Here is a 17,378-nt window from a genome sequence, read left to right as displayed (position 1 = left end):
TTCCGCCTCCTGGGCTTCCTCCGGTTCCGTTATCTTTCCCTGTTGTGTTTTCCATTTTTTTTATAATAGGGTTTTTAGCACTGTGTACTAACGGCATTATGCCATACTGTGATTTATGAACCACATTTTCCACCTTGCTATTTTCCGTTTGTGTTCCTTTATCTTCTTTGTTAGGTTTTTCTTTTTCAGGACTAGTTTCTTTTTTATGAGTCCCACTCAATTCCCACTGCCACATTACAGGAGAGAAAACATCTATATTGATGTTTGAATCTTTTAACTTCACATGCAAGCTAATCTTTATATCCCCTTCATTACGAGGAGCTATTGTAATTTCTCCTGCTTCGCTTTGAAGAAAGTCACTTGTACGATCCACATCATCAATATATAAAGCTTCTGTACTTCCATCTAGTTTAAATTCTTCTGGAATCTTTATCTTCAAAATTTGCGGAGATTCCATTTTAATTACTTTAGCAGTATCACTAAATGTAATTCCCTCTGTATAAAGTCTATCCTTTACTTCTTTAATAGCGTTTCCTAAAGATACTTTATTTACAGGATCATAATAAAAATCATTTTCTTTATTATATTTTTTTGTAAATTGAATTACATTTTGCAGTTGTAATTTCGTTGTATCTGGTAAATCACTTTGACCGATTTCTTCCATGTTTAAACTAGGTAATTTCGCAATTAAATTCTCTATTTGTTTCTTTATTCGAACATCTGGTTGTTTCATTAATGTATTTATAAAGATTTCTTGCTTTCCATCATTCGACATAGATTGCTTTAACTTCTTAATTACCGTCTCTTGAATATCACTTTCTAACTTTCCAGCAAGTTCTGTATCATATTCAGACACTTGTTTTTTTACATCTGTTAAATATTTTTGAATTGCTGAAGCATCAGTTAAAATATTGGGTTCTTTCTCTGAAAACGTAAATTGATTTGAAATAATTTTATTAGCGGATTCCAATGCACTTAATTGCTTTAAAGCATCGCCTGTATTCATATCATTCATATATTGATTAAATTGATTTGTGAAATTATTCGCTAACAAATTATTATCAGTTTGCATTTTTTGAAAGTTATTAAAACCATCTAAGTACGTATTGTTAGATTTATTCCCCTCATCTAACGCTTGACCGAAACCTTTTAAAACATCCTGAAATCCTTTGAAACTATTAACAGAAACACCTGTATAATCTTGTACTGTTTTAAATTGATTTGTGTAATTTGCTAACGGACTATGTATATCTTTTTTATACATAGTTGTTTGAACGTTTCCTTTTTCAATTATTTTACCTATATTATCTTGTGCACCTTGTAGCTTACCGATAATACTCGCAAAATAAACGTCGATTATTTGCTTATTGAAATCTTCTAAAATAACAGAAGCTGTATTTTCTGCCTCAGCTTTCAAATCCTTATTCCCAGTTGCATTTACTTTGTAGTTTAACGTTAATTTCTCCGGAATCTCTGAATCAATCGCAACTGCCTTCCTAGAAAAATCATTTGGAATAACAATCATCATATTGTAATTATTATTTTTCAATCCATTTTCCGCTACCCCGCGACTAACTACGTACCATTCTTGTTTCGTATTTTTATTTACATTTTTAACAAATTGATCTCCAAACGCTATTTTATTGCCCTCAAATACAGTGCCCTGATCTTCATTTACCAACGCAACTGTCATTTTTGGTGTAGTATTCTCATTAGCTTTCTTAACATTTTGATTTAATGCTAAATAGGAGACCCCTGTCGATAGTACAAGAGCTAAAATAATAAACAACAAGATGCTCCATTTGAACTTTTTCACTACTTATCACTCCTGCGACTGCAAGTCTATCTAATGAAAGACTTCGTATCTTACTCTAGTTTTAAAGTAATTTAGCCATACAACGTATGGTTGCATGGCTAAATTATATATTTCTTTTTATCTGTCTTATTGTAGACCGAAATTACGAGAAAGATCTTCGTCATGTCTAGCAACAGCTTCTGCAGTTTTATTAAGCTGCATATTAATTTCTTGTAATAACTGTGCGAAGTTTTGTACTTTTGGCTTTAGTTGATTGAACTGTTGGTCAAAACCTTCGAAAGCACGACCTTCCCATTCTCCTCTTAATTCATTTTGTAAGTTTTGTAGTTGACGTAAAATGTCCTCAATTTGATTTGCACCTTGTCCATATCGAGTCGCTTTCGATTTAAGCTCCTCTGGTGACATACGAATTTGTCCTGCCATTATTAAATCCCCCTTAAAATTAAAAAATAGTAAAATTAACCAATAATTTAAAAATTTCTAAACAAAAAAATGATATTTTTCCAAAATTTCTCTTTTACTATAATAACGATATATTGTATAATACTAATTTATTTGTTTTTTAAGCACACTCTATAAATCTACTATAAAATAAAGGCAAACCATCTATTTTATACTTATTCGCTTTAAATTCCAGCGATAAAGTAGCCACTAAATCATTATTTTCTCTTCTCTCATTCAGACTATTCTACTCACTTCAAAGTCATAATTACCTGCCTTTCAACAAACCCAAACTCTTCGTACATCTCTTTTGCAAAATTCCCAGCAAATACATTCAACCGAATTTCTGAATACTTCTCCTTTAATTCCTTAATACCAGCTTCCATCAGTTCTCGCGATAATCCTCTCCCGCGATATTCTGGGAAAACGTACAATTCATATATAAATCCAAGTTTTTCACGAGAAAAATAGTCTGTATTTTCCCCTATTAATATCCATCCCATTACTTTATTTTTTTCTTTAACGATTAAATAGTATGCTCCTTTTTCTACAATCGGCTTTGTAATCTCAATTGCTTTCTCGGTACTTAATTGACAATTCCCTCTCGTCCCTTCAAAAAGCGATTGAGCCGAATATTTTAATATTTCATTGGTATCTTCTTGATTCGCCTTAACAATCATTTTTCACAACTCCCCTTGAATAATAGGCATTACTATCGCTTGTTCAAGATTCTCCGCTTCCATAACAATTGCTGTTAATCCGTGTTCTGTACTTGTTTCATGGAGCTCTCCCTTTTCCCAAAACACAGCTTGTCCCGCCTCTATCTTTATCTTTTCTTTATTTACCCCACATACATATCCAGCTCCTTCCACAATAAGAAGCAGTTGAGATACAACTGCTTCATGATTACCGATGATTCCATTCTCGTGTAAATGCATAGCACCGATATGTATATTTCCTCGATGGTTTAATATTTTCGACATGATGAAATTAGATTGAAATACTGATAGGTGCTTTCCTACTTTTTCACTAAAATCAAAAATTTTCATTACTAGTTCTCCTTATACGTATAAAACCATCCTTACTGTCTGCATCATATGTCCTTCAAAGTCTTCTTCAAATTGCTCTAATTCAGCAAAACCTTTCGCTTCATAAAAGCGTTTTCCTTTTTCATTTGCTGCTTCTACATGTATGTACAATTTCCGTATCCCATTTAATGCTTTAATTCCTTTTTGTAATAAAGCACTTCCGATCCCTTTTCCTTGCTGATCTGGTAACAAATAAATCGCACCTAATTCCGCTTCATTTTGTAGTCTAACAGGTGAAAAGTTCGCAAACCCTATTACTTCTCCTTCTTCTTCCGCAACGAATAAATGCGTATTTTTAAGACGATATTTCATTTTTTCATCAGAATATGCCTCGTCTAAAAAACTGTCTTGAATTTCTCTTGGAATAATGCCTTCATATGTATCATGCCAAGCTATTTTTGCTACTGATTGTACAGCATGAATATCTTCTTGCTTCATTTCTCTAATTATATATGTCATCTCGATGTCTCCATTCTCTTTAAATTATATTCTGCTAATATACTAGAAGAAACGGCAGAACCATTTTCATAATTGACCTTAATTAATTTTAACTTTTCAATCGAAGCTGTTGTAACATCAAAATTCTCATATATATACTCCATCGCACTTAAAAAATGAGTTGAATTCAAATGATTCGCAATCGTACAATGCGGAACCCATTTTCCTGGTACATAATATGAATTTGAATTATCATGAAAAGTTTTGAAATGATCATGATAAAAATGATGAAGTCTCAATAAATCATCGATAACAGTCGGCGCTAGAAAAATCGTACCGTTAGTAGGAAAGGTTCCAACAGAAGGAAAAGTGACTGCAGACATGTTTTCTTGAATAGCTACAAATTCCTTTAATTTTTCAATATACAAATTAACATCTAACTCATTATAATCTGCAATCGTAATATGAGGTTCTTCTCCAGCTAATTGATTTGTTCCAATTACATTTGTTAATTCATTTTGCAGTTCTGTAATTTTATCAGTAAATACACAATCGAATGTAGCAATAATAGCCTACAATCTTTCTCACCCCTTCGTTACACATAGTGCTTCCCATTCGAATAGAATCATAGTATGTTCCGTTATAATAACGACACTTTCGCATTCTACCTTCTAAGCTCATTCCTATTTTCTCTGCTACTTTCATCATTCGTTCATTGCCAGACCAAGTCGTGATTCCTACTCTACCAATCTCCATTTTTTCAAATAGCAAATCTCTATATAATGTCAATGCTTCTGTACCATATCCACCATTCCAGTATGTTGGCTCATAAATCACAACTCCCATCTCTAACCAACGCGTCGTTTTATATTCCCAATAAAACCCGACTGTCCCAATGATTTGACCGTTATTTTCTATAATTAAATTTGACAGTGGTTCTTCTTTCAAACGATTTTGCATCTTCTCTTTATAGGAAGAGTATTCTTGCATTGAGAACGAGAAATATGGCGCATCCCATTTCTTCCATTCTGGGCTTTCTTCTTTAAATATGATATTCCATAATGTTTTTATATCCGATTCTTCTATTGTACGAATTGTAACTTTCTTCCCCTTTAATACAACGTTTTGCATAATTCCCTCCTGCATTCCTCTTTATTTCATATATAATTATAATGTTTTTTCAGAAAAATCAAAACTAATATCATATATTATATTGTATAATTTTGTTATTAGATACCAATTATTGATTTAGAAAGCTGGTGATTCAGTGAATAATCGATTTAGTATTGCTTTATTTCTCACTATTGTTACCACAAATATTATTCTATATTTCTTCTTACCATCAAATATTGTTACGAAATGGGACTTCAATGGAACGCCTACATCAACAATGGATAAAAGCACTTTTGTAATCGTAAATATAATTATATGTTCCTTCTTATTCTTTATATTTTTAGCTTTATCTAAAGCAGCGAGTAACCAGAAATTTCTCCATTGGATCGGCAACACAATGTTATTATTCTTATTTTTTGTCGATATTGTCATTGCTCTCATCGCTCTTGGCTTTTCACTTCCTCTCGATCATTTCATATTTTTAGCATTAGGGCTTTTATTTATATTAATAGGTTATTTCAGTTCCAAAATTGATACGACTAAATCAACCGTTTCATTAGAATGGAATGATAAGCACCTTGAAAAAAGAGCTTCAAATATTAGTAGTATTTCAATGATGATAGCAGGTATTTTTTTAGCGATACTTCCTTTTATCGTTTCTGCTCCCTATAGAGGTTATGGCATACTAGCAACTCTTTTAGGAATGACGCTTATCATTCTGCCGAGTACGATTTATTTACTTATTAAAGACAGCAAGCAGTCCACTAATTTAAAAGGTTAATTGAAATATGTGATTGTAAAATAGGTAATAAAAAATAGGAGGTTATCCCCTCCTATTTCAGCTCAATATATTATTTCCCTTTTTATTCACCTCAATCAAAATCCCTTTCTCTATCCACCCCTCTACGCCATCTTTTTTAATTAAATCATATCCTGAACAGCTATCATCAATGAGAGAAACGAGATCTCCCTTCCTAACGCTTATTTGCGCACAAGAAATATCGGTTTTCACTGTATATTCACCTGACTCAAGTTGTTTCATATATTCATTTTTTACAGTGAGCAAATTATTCGTTTCCTTTTGCTTACATACGGTGTAATCTTGCATCTTCTCGATAGGCTCTATGTAATAATACGGATATGTCACTCCGCCCTGCATTTCTGAATTCGCATTAAAATCCGCTATTACTTCATACTGTGGAAAATAGTCTACATATGTATAAGAAAACGTATCGCCCGTTTGTTTCCTCTGAATAATAAATGCATTTAATTGTCCTGCTTCTTTAATTGCATTTCCTCCATCAATTGCAATAATTTTTTTCTCCTTATCAATAACTGGATTGTTAGACGGTGCTTCTTCAGAATAGTTCACGACTGGCCAATGACCAACTATTACATACTTATTTGCTTTATGTGATTTATAAAAAAACTCCGGCATTGCTATCGCATTTTTGCGCTCTGTTTCTTTCCAATCTACTCTATCTTCTAGCCCAGCATGCACAAAAATATAATCTTCTGTTTCAATCGCTGTTGGCAACTCCGTTAGCCAATATAGTTCTTGTGAAAATTCACTTAGCAATGCTTCTTTCACTTCACGAATTGAAGTACCTTCATGAACTGAAAAATCCAATTGCTCTAGCCATTCATTAAAAATTGAATGCTTCCTCGTACATAAATAATTAATAAGACCAGGATTTTCATTTAGAAGAGCATCAACTAAAACTTCACAATTCCCTTCAACAACGTGAACATTTGAAGTGTTCCTTACAAGATTCATAACGTAATTTACTACACCTACGCTATCTCGTCCTTTCTCGCAAAGATCTCCATTAATAATTAAATAATCTTCATCTTTAAAGTTAACTTTATGTAGTGCTTCTTTTAAAAGATTTAATTCTCCATGAATATCCGATATGACGATAACTCTAGCATCATTAGGGATTGATAGTTTCTTTATTTTTTTCAAGTATAAGCGCTCCAATCATTCTCTTTATTATTACTTAAAACAATTCGATACAATAACACTATATAACCTTTTCAAATACATATACCATAACTTACAACCTATTTACGTTTCAATAATAACTTGAGAAATAAGAAGAAGAAGCTGTTCCCAACTTTTCGGGACAGCTTCTTCTTCTTATTTATAATTCTTTATGAAAAGAATAACTCACCTTATCATACCCTTCTCTTTCATAAAAACGATGAGCATCAATTCTTGAAAATGCTGACGTGAGGGCGATAGACTCACATCCGTTTTCCTTTCCCCAGTTCTCTATATACGAAAGTAATACATTTCCATGTCCTTTTGAACGATGTGCGTCTGCCGTTACAAGGTCATATACGAAAACGTGCTTCTTATTATAAAAGTTCGTACAAATCGCTACACCTGCAAGGCTAACAACTTCATCATCTTCATTACGCAGCGAAAATAGTTTATAATTTTCTTCTTTCATATTTCGAAATAAAGTGCCTGTTTCCTCTTTTGAAAGTTGTGTTCGTAATTGCTGTAAAACAGGTAATACTTCATGTAATTGCTCTTCTGTTACTACTTCTTTAACATTCATTTTTAACTCTCCCTTAACTATTTATTTAATTTTCTAAATGTTATATCATTATTATAGAAAGTAACTGCCCTTTACTTAAGTGGCAGTTTAAGTATTTTTTATAAGGCCAGTTTTAAAGGAGGGTTTTATATGGATTTTACTATCCCATTGCAATTACAAAGTAACACACCTATTTACTTGCAAATTTACGAATATATAAAAGCTGAAATTATACAAGGGGCTATTTCTGTTGGCACACGTCTACCCTCACACAGAAATTTAGCATCACAACTTAATATTAGCCGCATTACTGTTGAATCAGCTTATCAACAATTATTAGCTGAAGGTTATGTAGAAAGTAAACCGAAACGTGGTATTTTTGTAGCAAATTTCGATATTGACGTTATCCCAAATAAAAAACGAAATACAGCAAAGAAGACGAGCAATTTAATAGACGAAAAATTTGAATATGATTGTAGCCAAGGGCTTATTGATCAAACTACTTTTCCGATTACAAATTGGAAACGAGCATTACAAGAATCCATACTTACATACGAAAATGCACTATTTTCCAAAGAAGATCCTCAAGGTGAATTCGCTCTTCGAGAACATATATCAACATATTTATATCACTCGCGCGGTGTACATTCTTCACCTGATCAAATTGTGATTGGCGCCGGAACACAGCCACTTCTCTGGCTACTACTTCAACTGCTTGGCCCTACAAAAGAATACGGCATTGAAAACCCTGGATTTCACCGTATACACGCAATCATTAAAAGCTGTGATAGACAAATTCATCCCATACCTTTGGATGAAAAAGGGATTGATATTTCTAGCTTATACAATACAAATTCCAATGTCGCATACGTTACACCATCACACCAATTTCCACTCGGGATTATTATGCCTTTATCTAGAAGATTAGAATTGTTAAAGTGGGCTAATGATTGCAATGGATACATTATTGAAGATGACTATGACGGAGAGTTTCGCTACGCTGGTAAGCCGATTCCTTCTTTACAAAGTCTTGATTCAAATGAACTCGTTATTTATATGGGGACTTTCTCAAAATCTTTTTTACCTTCTTTACGAATGGGATATGTTGTTTTACCACCACATCTTTCAAAAACATATCAAGAACTGCATGGAATTTTTAAACAAACAGTGGCTACAATACAACAACTTGCTTTTGCTAACTTTATACAAAGCGGGAATTGGGAACGTCACCTTAATCGCAGTCGTACACTTTATAAAAGAAAACATCATGTGTTAGTAAAATCCATTATGAAAGAAATGGGAGCTAATGTTCAAATTCTTGGCGAACAGTCCGGACTTCATATTGTTTTATGTGTACATAACAGTATGAATGAAAATGAACTGATTGAATCCGCTAAAAAACAAAGCGTTAAATTATACCCACTTTCTCCATATGATTTCATGAATGATTTACGCAAGGAATCATATGTATTACTCGGTTTTGGTAGTATTCCGGAAAATAAAATTGAGACGTTGGCTACATTATTGAAAGACGCTTGGTTCCCTAGTTGCAAGGAAACTTGTTAACAGTGGGTTTAACTTGTAACATACTAACAATTCAACAAAATAAAAAAGAAGGTTGTTCCAAAATAACTTTTTGGACAGCCTTCTTCTAGTTACTCACCTGACCTAGCTTTCCTTCCCGGACGTTTCACACCAGTCGTTTCTGTTGAATAGGAAGCTTCAATTATAGCGGTTGGATCTACAGAGAGAACGAGATCTTTCATTTTCGGATAAATGAATCGGTTTGTAATGCAATAAATGATTCTCTTATGCTCCCCTAAAAAACCACCTTCTCCATGTAGATACGTAACAGATAGTTGCAATTCTTTCATAAGTAAATCGCCTATTTCTTTATTCTTACCAGAAATAATCATAACGCTCTTACCTTGATTAATACCATCTAATATAAAATCAATCATCTTCGTAACAATATAGAAAATTGCTAATGAGAACATCGCTTGTTCGATTGAAAATAAAATGGCAACAAAGATGAAAATAACTGCATTTACTGCAAGTAAAAATGTACTAATTGGTACATTAAAGTGTTTATTCATCCAAACTGCTAACATTTCCGAACCGTCAATTGCTCCACCCATTTTAACAACAATCCCAACACCAATTCCGAACAGCACTCCACCATAGAGTACAATTAATAACTCAGAAGTCGTAATTGCAGGAAATGGTTTTAAATAAATTAATCCGAGTGTTGTAACTACATTCGCATAAGATGTACGGATAAAAAATTTCTTTCCCATTACTTTTGCAGTAAATAATAAAATTGGGATATTAATTCCTAAAAAAACGCCATAAAGCGGCAATCCTGCAACTTTATTTGCCATAATAGCAATAGCCGTTACCCCGCCATCTACTAATCCATTAGGTGCTAAAATAAGCTCTAATGAACTTGCTACTATAATTGAGCCAATTGTTAATAATACGTATTCAAATACTTTCTTCATTAATTACCCCCAAAACTTATATATTTTCTTAGTATTATTTTAACGTAATTTTACTACTAATTCAAAGGTATCGATTTATATACACAAAAGTTTCACCTTTATCGCTATTTTTATGTAACGCATGTAACGCGTAATACTAGAAACACACTTACAAATTAAAAGTAAGTGTGTTTTTAACATCTATTTAATCTTTACGTACGGATTCATTTTTAATTCAAGTATTTCCTCAACTGCCCTTTGATATCCACCAGCATTTCTAAGCGACTCTCCCACTTTACGACTATTTTCCTTAAACGTTACATCATCCATTACTTTCTTTACAGTCTCACGTAACAATTCAGAAGTTAACTCGTTACGATTAAGTCTTACGCCTGCCCCTACTTCAGTCAATCGTTTTGCAACGAATGGCTGATCTCCTGTTACCGGAATTACAACTAATGGTACACCGTAATATAACGCTTCACTCGAACTATTCATACCACCATGTGTCACGAATACATCAGCATGCTGTAAAACTTCTAATTGCGGGACATAATTATACAACTTAAAGTTTTTCGGGATATTTTCAAATTGACTTATATTTATCTTCTTACCAACGCCTAATACGACTGTCGCATCTACATCTTTAAACGCTTCAAAACACTTTTCATACAGAGCAGGTTGTTCATTAAAAACTGTTCCCATAGAAATGAAAATTACTTTTTCATTTTTTAAATCTTCAGTAGGAAAACTCCCCACTTCTTTTCGAGTAGCAATTGATGGGCCTACAAATTTATACGATTCATCAAATACATCTGAACGCGGCTGATATTCTTTTGAAGTATATACAATCGTAATATCACCAGGATGGTTCATAATATCATACATACTATTACATTTCATTCCATACTGCTTATTCCATCTTTCCATTCCCGCTAAACAAGATTGATATAATGGATTCATTTCATCTACTTGTCTCGATTCTTGCCCATCATGAAAATTAATGTACTGATTAACAGCAAACGTTGTACAAGATGAAACGCTTGGTAATTGTAAAATATTCGCTATAATACGCCCTACTGGAAAATGATTATCATATATTAAATAATCGTATTTTTCCTCTTTGGTTTCTTCTACAATTTGAGTAACAATACGCTCTGATGCTTCAATCATATGAGATAGCATTGTCAAAGGGCTCCCACCTTCATTTACTCGTTCCATAATATTAATTTGAGAGAGAAAATTCTCAAACACTCGGAATTCCGCACCTGTTGCTTCAACCTTCTTTCTATAATCTTCAATACAATAAGAAACAACTGTTTCCCCTCGCTGAATTAACTCACTTACAATAGCTAAAGTCGGATTAATATGACCTTCCCCAGGGAAATTTATTACGAGTACATTTGCCATAATATTCTCTCCTATCCAGTTAATATAATAAAATTAACAATTAATCATATTAATTAATTTAAGTCTATTATAAATGAATGCATTCTACTTCTTCATGCTTTTCTCTTCATTTTATTATTGAGAAATATTTTCAATACTCTACATTATTATGATTCACAATCTTATAAATGAATGCTTAATTTTACTTTTACTCTTCATAGATTTAAAGATACGAGTCTTACATTCAAGTATTACCACCATTATTTTCAGACAATTCATACAAAAATAGAGAAATATAATATCTTTAATGAGTTTTCACTATAAATGTAAGTATGCTTTGAATCTTTTTATCTTTATCCTCATAACACATCATCTGTTATATAATGAATTTATAGAATTTACAGAAAAAGGAGTCTTTTCATGTTACAACAACTATTCAATTCACCTATTCTATCCGTTCAAGCCTTGCACCCAGGTTATGAAGATCATGCAAGTGATGTTTTTCTCGTTCAAACAGAAGATACAGAAGTTATCGTTCGTGCTTCTAAAATGAATGAAGAACCAAATAATGATTTTTGGTGGGGATGTAAAAATCTATTTGGAATTGATCCAAGGAACGTCCATCATTTAGAAACGGTACATACATTGCTGCAAGAACATACGAATCTTCCTATCCCAACAATATTAGAAAAACATGTTTTAAATGGCCGTGAATTTGTGGTGGTTGAAAAGTTAGTAGGTAACACAGTTCAATCTTTTATCGAGCAACCAGATTCTATTTTATTCAGCCTAGGAAAAGGACTTGCAGAAATACATAAATTTAAAGCCGATTTCATAGGAAATCCGTCAGGCACGTTCCAAGTTCCACTAGATGAATTCCAATCACATATTTTAAACATGAGTAAAGAGCTTGTGAATATTTTTTATTCCGATGATGAAAGCATACAAAATGCATTCCCTACCTTTGAATCACAACTTTCTTCCCTGTCCGTACCAAAGGAATCTACACTCGTCTTAATTGATATGGATCCTACTCAATTTTTATCTGACGGTACAACTATTACGGGTTTAGTAGATACTGAGGCTTACGCTGTTGCTCCGCGAGAGCTTGATTTTATCGGACTAGAATATGTACTTACCGAAAAAGAAGCACATGCCTTTCAAAGTGGTTACGAAACAATTATGTCTATTCCTCACTTAGAAGAATATAGACAGCCTTATCGTTATTTATACCGACTGTTATCTGTGCAAGGTAATGTGGAATTAAAGAAATGGTTAAGTCACCCATCCTATTTTTAAATACGAATGAGAGGGAGTATAACAATGGATATTCAGAAAAAGCGTTCTGTAACAGAAAGTGAAATACAGCAAATGAAGGATTTGGCTTATATTTGCGGGCAACAAGACAACCTTGATTACTCTTCAGATTTACATATCAACTTTTTAAAAAATCGAAATGAAGATTATATAAACGATTTTCTTCTTTATAACGGCACTCAATTAATTGGCGCTTTAAATATGTACGATTTCGAAAGACCAACAAAGCTTGAACTAATAGGCTTTGTACATCCTCATTTTAGAAAACAACGTTTCGGAACTATCCTTTTACAAACTGCAATGAAAGAAATACAAAATAGAGAGACAGATGAAGCTCTTCTTATTATTAATGGGGATTCTATTTCTGGGAATGAATTTGTAAAACATATAAAGTTACCATATTTATATAGTGAATATAGTATGGAGTTCAAAACAAACGAAATTCAAAAAACAACAGATAATAATATACAACTTACTCTTGCAACTTCAGAATCACTTCTTGATCTTATTGAAATTTCTAGTAAAGCTTTTGGTGATTCAGTAGAAAATACGGCTACATGGTTACAAAAAATGATGACTTCACCTTCTCATAAAGTTTACAGTGCTCTTGTCGATGAAAAAATGATAGGAACGATTACAGTTACTGAGCAAGATCATTCTACTATATTATCAGGATTCGCTGTCCACCCTTCCTATCAAGGTAAAGGCTACGGTAAAGCTATTTTAAACTATATGACACATAAGCTCTTCACAAATGGTGCTACAACAATTGAATTACAAGTTGAAACAAAGAATAACAATGCTTTGAAGCTTTATACACAATGCGGTTTTGAAATTATGATGAAGCATGATTATTATAATTTAATGAATAGCAAGGAGAATATTTATGTCTAAAAAACTTATTTATTCTGATTATGATATTTTCGCATCTATTTATAATAAACATTGGGGACATTTTGCCGAACACTCCTATCCAGCTTTTGAAAAACTCGTTTTACAATATGCACAACCACGTTCTCATATTTTAGATCTTTGCTGTGGGACTGGTCATTTTACTAGGAAACTACTTGATCATAATTTTGTAGTAACTGGTATAGATGGTTCTACTCAAATGATTGAATACGCACGTAAAAATGCGCCAAATGCAACCTTTATCGTCGATGACGCTCGCTATTTCAATATAAATGAGCAATTCCACTACGTCATCTCTGCCGGTGATAGTTTAAACCATATTATGAATTTAGATGAACTAAAAAATGTGTTTCAGAAAGTTTACTCCGTATTACATAACGAGGGTATATTCGCATTTGATATGAATATGGAAAAAGGATTTCTTGAAAACTGGATTGCTTCATTTCATATTTCAGAGAAAGAATATGTTTGTACGATTGATTCTACATATGATAATGAAAATAAAAAAGCAGAAATGAACTTTATACTATTTCAACATGACATAGATAATAATTGGACAAGAAGTGACTTTTCTTTTGAAGAAGCTTGTTATTCAAATGAAGAAATAATTTCTTCATTTGAATCCGTAGGTTTTAAGAACATTCAATTCCACGGTACAAATAGAGCATTTTTCACTTGCCAAAAATAAAAAAACTGAATCAAAACGATTCAGTTTTTTCTTAATATATTTACAACTGCAGTTGTTTCGTCATTTTCTTTATAGACACGCGGAATTCTTCTATCTAGCATACATGTAACTTCATAGTTTATTGTACCTAACATATCCGCTATTTCTTCTACTGCGATTTTCTCGTCGCCTTGTTTACCGTAGAATACTACTTCGTCTCCTACTTGTACTGGCATCGCTTTTGAAACATCCAACATTAACTGATCCATACAAACACGGCCGATAACAGGTACTCGAACCCCGTTAATTAACGCATAGCCTTTATTAGATAATTGACGATTATAACCATCAGCATAACCAATTGGTACAGTCGCAATCCATTCTTCACCAGTTGTTACATACGTATTCCCATAACTTACACCACGATTCTTCTTCGCATGTTTAATATGAGCTACTTTTGATTTTAACGACAACGCAGGCTGTAAAGAAACGACTGAATGATCCACTTCTTTTGATGGATACATACCGTACACTCCTATTCCAACTCGTACCATATTTTGGAATGTGTTACTTAATTCCATTGATCCCGCACTATTTGAACTATGAATATATGGTATTTGAATTCCTAATTCTTTCGCTGTATTAACAGCTTTTTCAAATAAACTTGTTTGCATATTCGTATATGATTTATCGATTTCATCTGCCGTAGAGTAATGCGTAAATATTCCTACTACCTCTACATACTCCATACGGTTTAATTCTTCTAAAAATGGTTTAACCTCTTCTTCTTGTAAACCGATACGACTCATTCCTGTATCAATTTTCACTTGAATTTGTACTTTCTTTTGAAGACGGTTTGCAATTTCATTTATACCATGTAAATCTTCTACTCTATAAACAGTCATCATAACGTCATATTGAATTACATCTTCTACAGCCGCTACTGGTGTGTATCCTAAAATTAAAATCGGCACAGTAATTCCTGCTTCTCTTAATTCTATCGCTTCATCTACAAACGCAACTGCAAGTTGATTTATTCCTGCTTCAATTGCAGCTTTAGCAACTTCAACTGCCCCATGGCCATACCCATTCGCTTTTACAGCAGCCATCATCTTAATTTCTTCATCATTTACATGTTTTTTAAATTCTTTTACATTATGTTTTACAGCATTTAAGTCAATTTCTACAATTGTATCTCTTCCATATTTCAAACTCATTGGTCTAACTCCTAACTCAATAATTGCATTCCATTCTATTTCACGTTTCATATGACCTTTTACAATATAATACTTTTCATTATGCTAGTCAAACTACTAGAATTTTCGGAATTTTGAGTATGATATAATATCCTCAAGAAACTATTATATACGGAGACGAGGAGAATTACAATGTTTGTTCAATCTGCATTGCATCAACTAAAAGTTCCTATTGATACTTCTATTTATATACTTAACGAATATAATGAAAACGATTTAAAAATACAACCGATTCACTCAAAACGATCATTATTTGAAATGTTTGCACATCTTTCTCTTATTTGTCATGCTGATTTACTCATTTTAAATGGTATTTCAGAAAAAGAATTACATACCTTTTATATAGAACATACGCCCGTAACAATTGCTCACATGCAACAAACGATGATTGAAGGATACAACCTTCTCTCTAAAATATTTCTTTCCTACTCCCAAATAGAATTAGCAGAAGTTATGACTGCCTATTGGGGTATTTCTTATTCGCGCTTTGAATGGTTACTTGAAATTGTTGCACACTTTTATCATCATCGTGGACAAATTCATATTTTATTATGTGAGCATATGAAAGATCCTCGCATTCCTTTATTTGAGTGATTTTCCACTCATTCATTAATGATAAATAGAGAAGCTACAAAACCAATAAAAAGTATCATTCCTAATAAAATAAATGTTTGAGCATAACCTCCTATTTTCATAAGATAAATAGAAATGATAGGTCCTATACTAGTACCTAAAAATAAAATAAAAGTATAAATAGATACCGCTATTCCCCTTGCTTTCCCTCCTAATTGACCTACAAGAGAAACTAAAGACGGAACGGATATAGCAATACCTATTACAAAACAGACACTCATCATTACAAGTAGAGATAGATACGAAACAAAGCCCATTGAACTTAGACTAAAAATAGCGATCAACAATCCTCCCTGAAGAACTTTTCTTACTTCAAACCTCTTTGTTAAACGACCTGCCAGCGGTGACAGCAACATACCCAATAGCCCCGCTAAGCGAAAATAAAGGATTTGTTCTGCAGTTAAATTGTAAGTAGGAGAGCTCAAATAATTCCCTAAAACAGTATACATATTAACAAAAGCCATTATTAAAACAGGATTCTTCACACTGACTAACTATTAGTTTTAAATAATGCGTAACTTCTTTAAGGCATAAGAAATTCCGCCTTCACTCGCCTTCGTTGTAACGAAATCAGCCCTTCTCTTCAACTCCTCTCCACCATTTCCCATCGCAACTCCTAATCCTACATACTGCAACATCTCAATATCATTTCCACCATCACCAAAAGCAATGGCTTCTGATTTACTAATATTTAAATGTTCCAATACTTTTTGAATTGCAGTTAGCTTCGATACTTTACTATCTTCCAATACATTTATAACGTAACCATGAAAACGGTCAAACGTAAGTGCTGGATATCTTTCAACGAATTTTTGAGCTTCTGTTTCATCAGCATACAGACATATGCAATACATCTCATCTGACAAGTTTTTAACTTTGTCAGGATACCGCTCTAAATTTAAAGTTTCATTTAACGCTCGTATGACACGTTCATCTTTGGAGGCAATATCATTCATTGCAAATTCTTCTGTAAAGTAAGAAACACTGTGACCATGTAATTCAGCAAAATTTGAAATATCATGAACGATTTCGCTTGAAAGTACTGATTTATGTATAACTTCTTCCCCACATTTTATATGTGCACCATTTGCAGAAATATACGTATTTATGCCTAACCCCTTAAATTGTGAGCATAAACTATATGGTCTCCCTGTTGTAACAACTACGTGAATCCCCTTATCTATTAATCTTTGTACCGCTTCTTTTGTACTTTCGTGCATACTTCTATCAATCTCGCTTAAAAGCGTACCGTCAACATCAAAAAATGCAACTTTGTACATAA

General features: G+C 32.9%; 18 protein-coding genes and 2 pseudogenes. 6 read left to right on the top strand and 14 right to left on the bottom strand.

The genetic code is table 11. The features are described from left to right. The 7 genes and pseudogenes from esaA to C4S65_RS08770 form a co-directional block, all read right to left on the bottom strand. Nucleotides 1-1,816, bottom strand: a 1,816-nt coding sequence (gene esaA / locus C4S65_RS08800; protein ID WP_142391527.1) for a type VII secretion protein EsaA, incomplete at its 3' end; no start/stop codon positions are given. 126 nt (nucleotides 1,817-1,942) lie between these two features. Then, nucleotides 1,943-2,239: a WXG100 family type VII secretion target gene (locus C4S65_RS08795; RefSeq protein WP_000918601.1), complete on the bottom strand. Its 297-nt coding sequence runs from the start codon at nucleotides 2,237-2,239 to the stop codon at nucleotides 1,943-1,945. 269 nt (nucleotides 2,240-2,508) lie between these two features. After that, a complete protein-coding gene (locus tag C4S65_RS08790) occupies nucleotides 2,509-2,937 on the bottom strand; it encodes a GNAT family N-acetyltransferase (RefSeq protein WP_000635650.1) in 429 nt (142 codons plus the stop codon). Between the two features lie 3 nt (nucleotides 2,938-2,940). Further along, nucleotides 2,941-3,306, bottom strand: a complete 366-nt coding sequence (locus C4S65_RS08785; RefSeq protein WP_000688076.1) for a cupin — start codon at nucleotides 3,304-3,306, stop codon at nucleotides 2,941-2,943. Between the two features lie 12 nt (nucleotides 3,307-3,318). Next, nucleotides 3,319-3,804 (bottom strand): GNAT family N-acetyltransferase, encoded by a 486-nt coding sequence (locus tag C4S65_RS08780; protein ID WP_000221048.1) that lies wholly within the window; start codon nucleotides 3,802-3,804, stop codon nucleotides 3,319-3,321. After that, complete coding sequence (locus C4S65_RS08775) at nucleotides 3,801-4,352, bottom strand: 2'-5' RNA ligase family protein (RefSeq protein WP_103945202.1); 552 nt, start codon at nucleotides 4,350-4,352, stop codon at nucleotides 3,801-3,803. Before C4S65_RS08775 ends, C4S65_RS08780 begins: the two co-directional genes overlap by 4 nt. A gap of 15 nt (nucleotides 4,353-4,367) precedes the next feature. Beyond that, a pseudogene (locus tag C4S65_RS08770) lies at nucleotides 4,368-4,914 on the bottom strand (GNAT family protein). A 136-nt stretch (nucleotides 4,915-5,050) separates the two neighbouring features. On the opposite strand from C4S65_RS08770, the gene C4S65_RS08765 reads away from it, so the two are divergent. After that, nucleotides 5,051-5,677 (top strand): DUF1648 domain-containing protein, encoded by a 627-nt coding sequence (locus C4S65_RS08765; protein ID WP_061667215.1) that lies wholly within the window; start codon nucleotides 5,051-5,053, stop codon nucleotides 5,675-5,677. 57 nt (nucleotides 5,678-5,734) lie between these two features. On the opposite strand, the gene C4S65_RS08760 is transcribed toward C4S65_RS08765, so the two are convergent. Further along, nucleotides 5,735-6,862 (bottom strand): metallophosphoesterase, encoded by a 1,128-nt coding sequence (locus C4S65_RS08760; RefSeq protein WP_042972406.1) that lies wholly within the window; start codon nucleotides 6,860-6,862, stop codon nucleotides 5,735-5,737. Between the two features lie 178 nt (nucleotides 6,863-7,040). After that, nucleotides 7,041-7,463 carry a GNAT family N-acetyltransferase gene (locus tag C4S65_RS08755; protein ID WP_001101123.1) on the bottom strand — a complete coding sequence of 141 codons (423 nt, stop codon included), beginning with the start codon at nucleotides 7,461-7,463 and terminating at the stop codon, nucleotides 7,041-7,043. Between the two features lie 129 nt (nucleotides 7,464-7,592). On the opposite strand from C4S65_RS08755, the gene C4S65_RS08750 reads away from it, so the two are divergent. Continuing rightward, the gene (locus tag C4S65_RS08750) at nucleotides 7,593-9,008 is read left to right on the top strand and encodes a PLP-dependent aminotransferase family protein (RefSeq protein WP_103945201.1); all 1,416 of its coding nucleotides are present in this window, start codon (nucleotides 7,593-7,595) and stop codon (nucleotides 9,006-9,008) included. A gap of 89 nt (nucleotides 9,009-9,097) precedes the next feature. Here C4S65_RS08750 and C4S65_RS08745 read toward each other — a convergent pair whose 3' ends face one another. Beyond that, nucleotides 9,098-9,943: a YitT family protein gene (locus C4S65_RS08745; RefSeq protein WP_098838721.1), complete on the bottom strand. Its 846-nt coding sequence runs from the start codon at nucleotides 9,941-9,943 to the stop codon at nucleotides 9,098-9,100. Between the two features lie 180 nt (nucleotides 9,944-10,123). After that, a complete protein-coding gene (locus C4S65_RS08740; protein WP_098838720.1) occupies nucleotides 10,124-11,332 on the bottom strand; it encodes a macrolide family glycosyltransferase in 1,209 nt (402 codons plus the stop codon). A 399-nt stretch (nucleotides 11,333-11,731) separates the two neighbouring features. Here C4S65_RS08740 and C4S65_RS08735 point away from each other — a divergent pair, with 399 nt between their 5' ends. From C4S65_RS08735 to C4S65_RS08725, 3 genes are read left to right on the top strand one after another with little or no spacing between them, the layout of a single operon-like run. Continuing rightward, on the top strand, nucleotides 11,732-12,610 hold the full coding sequence (locus tag C4S65_RS08735) for a nitrate reductase (RefSeq protein WP_000941369.1): 879 nt from the start codon (nucleotides 11,732-11,734) through the stop codon (nucleotides 12,608-12,610). A 24-nt stretch (nucleotides 12,611-12,634) separates the two neighbouring features. After that, nucleotides 12,635-13,522: a GNAT family N-acetyltransferase gene (locus tag C4S65_RS08730; protein ID WP_000354417.1), complete on the top strand. Its 888-nt coding sequence runs from the start codon at nucleotides 12,635-12,637 to the stop codon at nucleotides 13,520-13,522. Beyond that, a complete protein-coding gene (locus C4S65_RS08725; RefSeq protein ID WP_098838719.1) occupies nucleotides 13,515-14,228 on the top strand; it encodes a class I SAM-dependent methyltransferase in 714 nt (237 codons plus the stop codon). Before C4S65_RS08730 ends, C4S65_RS08725 begins: the two co-directional genes overlap by 8 nt. Before the next feature lie 20 nt (nucleotides 14,229-14,248). Here the strand turns inward: C4S65_RS08725 and alr are convergent, their stop codons facing one another. Then, nucleotides 14,249-15,424: an alanine racemase gene (gene alr, locus C4S65_RS08720; RefSeq protein WP_061667220.1), complete on the bottom strand. Its 1,176-nt coding sequence runs from the start codon at nucleotides 15,422-15,424 to the stop codon at nucleotides 14,249-14,251. A 171-nt stretch (nucleotides 15,425-15,595) separates the two neighbouring features. On the opposite strand from alr, the gene C4S65_RS08715 reads away from it, so the two are divergent. Beyond that, a complete protein-coding gene (locus C4S65_RS08715; RefSeq protein ID WP_103945200.1) occupies nucleotides 15,596-16,057 on the top strand; it encodes a hypothetical protein in 462 nt (153 codons plus the stop codon). An 8-nt stretch (nucleotides 16,058-16,065) separates the two neighbouring features. Here the strand turns inward: C4S65_RS08715 and C4S65_RS08710 are convergent. Further along, a pseudogene (locus C4S65_RS08710) lies at nucleotides 16,066-16,569 on the bottom strand (MFS transporter); the annotation flags it as partial. A gap of 30 nt (nucleotides 16,570-16,599) precedes the next feature. Further along, entirely contained in the window at nucleotides 16,600-17,376 is a 777-nt protein-coding gene (locus tag C4S65_RS08705; protein WP_061667219.1) for a Cof-type HAD-IIB family hydrolase, read from the bottom strand. Nucleotides 17,377-17,378 lie beyond the last annotated feature (2 nt).

Source organism: Bacillus sp. ok061 (genome assembly GCF_900108285.1).
Taxonomy (GTDB): Bacteria; Bacillota; Bacilli; order Bacillales; family Bacillaceae_G; genus Bacillus_A; species Bacillus_A thuringiensis_S.
Note: the sequence above shows the minus strand (reverse complement) of the source record. Positions and strands in the feature narration are given on the sequence as shown.

Excerpts from the sequence above, each read along its gene's own strand:
- C4S65_RS08745 (WP_098838721.1), bottom strand. The coding sequence starts at position 9,943 with ATGAAGAAAGTATTTGAATACGTATTATTAACAATTGGCTCAATTATA.
- C4S65_RS08725 (WP_098838719.1), top strand. The coding sequence starts at position 13,515 with ATGTCTAAAAAACTTATTTATTCTGATTATGATATTTTCGCATCTATT.
- C4S65_RS08790 (WP_000635650.1), bottom strand. The coding sequence starts at position 2,937 with ATGATTGTTAAGGCGAATCAAGAAGATACCAATGAAATATTAAAATAT.
- C4S65_RS08705 (WP_061667219.1), bottom strand. The coding sequence starts at position 17,376 with ATGTACAAAGTTGCATTTTTTGATGTTGACGGTACGCTTTTAAGCGAG.
- C4S65_RS08785 (WP_000688076.1), bottom strand. The coding sequence starts at position 3,306 with ATGAAAATTTTTGATTTTAGTGAAAAAGTAGGAAAGCACCTATCAGTA.
- C4S65_RS08715 (WP_103945200.1), top strand. The coding sequence starts at position 15,596 with ATGTTTGTTCAATCTGCATTGCATCAACTAAAAGTTCCTATTGATACT.
- C4S65_RS08740 (WP_098838720.1), bottom strand. The coding sequence starts at position 11,332 with ATGGCAAATGTACTCGTAATAAATTTCCCTGGGGAAGGTCATATTAAT.
- alr (WP_061667220.1), bottom strand. The coding sequence starts at position 15,424 with ATGAGTTTGAAATATGGAAGAGATACAATTGTAGAAATTGACTTAAAT.
- C4S65_RS08735 (WP_000941369.1), top strand. The coding sequence starts at position 11,732 with ATGTTACAACAACTATTCAATTCACCTATTCTATCCGTTCAAGCCTTG.
- C4S65_RS08780 (WP_000221048.1), bottom strand. The coding sequence starts at position 3,804 with ATGACATATATAATTAGAGAAATGAAGCAAGAAGATATTCATGCTGTA.
- C4S65_RS08795 (WP_000918601.1), bottom strand. The coding sequence starts at position 2,239 with ATGGCAGGACAAATTCGTATGTCACCAGAGGAGCTTAAATCGAAAGCG.
- C4S65_RS08750 (WP_103945201.1), top strand. The coding sequence starts at position 7,593 with ATGGATTTTACTATCCCATTGCAATTACAAAGTAACACACCTATTTAC.
- C4S65_RS08730 (WP_000354417.1), top strand. The coding sequence starts at position 12,635 with ATGGATATTCAGAAAAAGCGTTCTGTAACAGAAAGTGAAATACAGCAA.
- C4S65_RS08755 (WP_001101123.1), bottom strand. The coding sequence starts at position 7,463 with ATGAATGTTAAAGAAGTAGTAACAGAAGAGCAATTACATGAAGTATTA.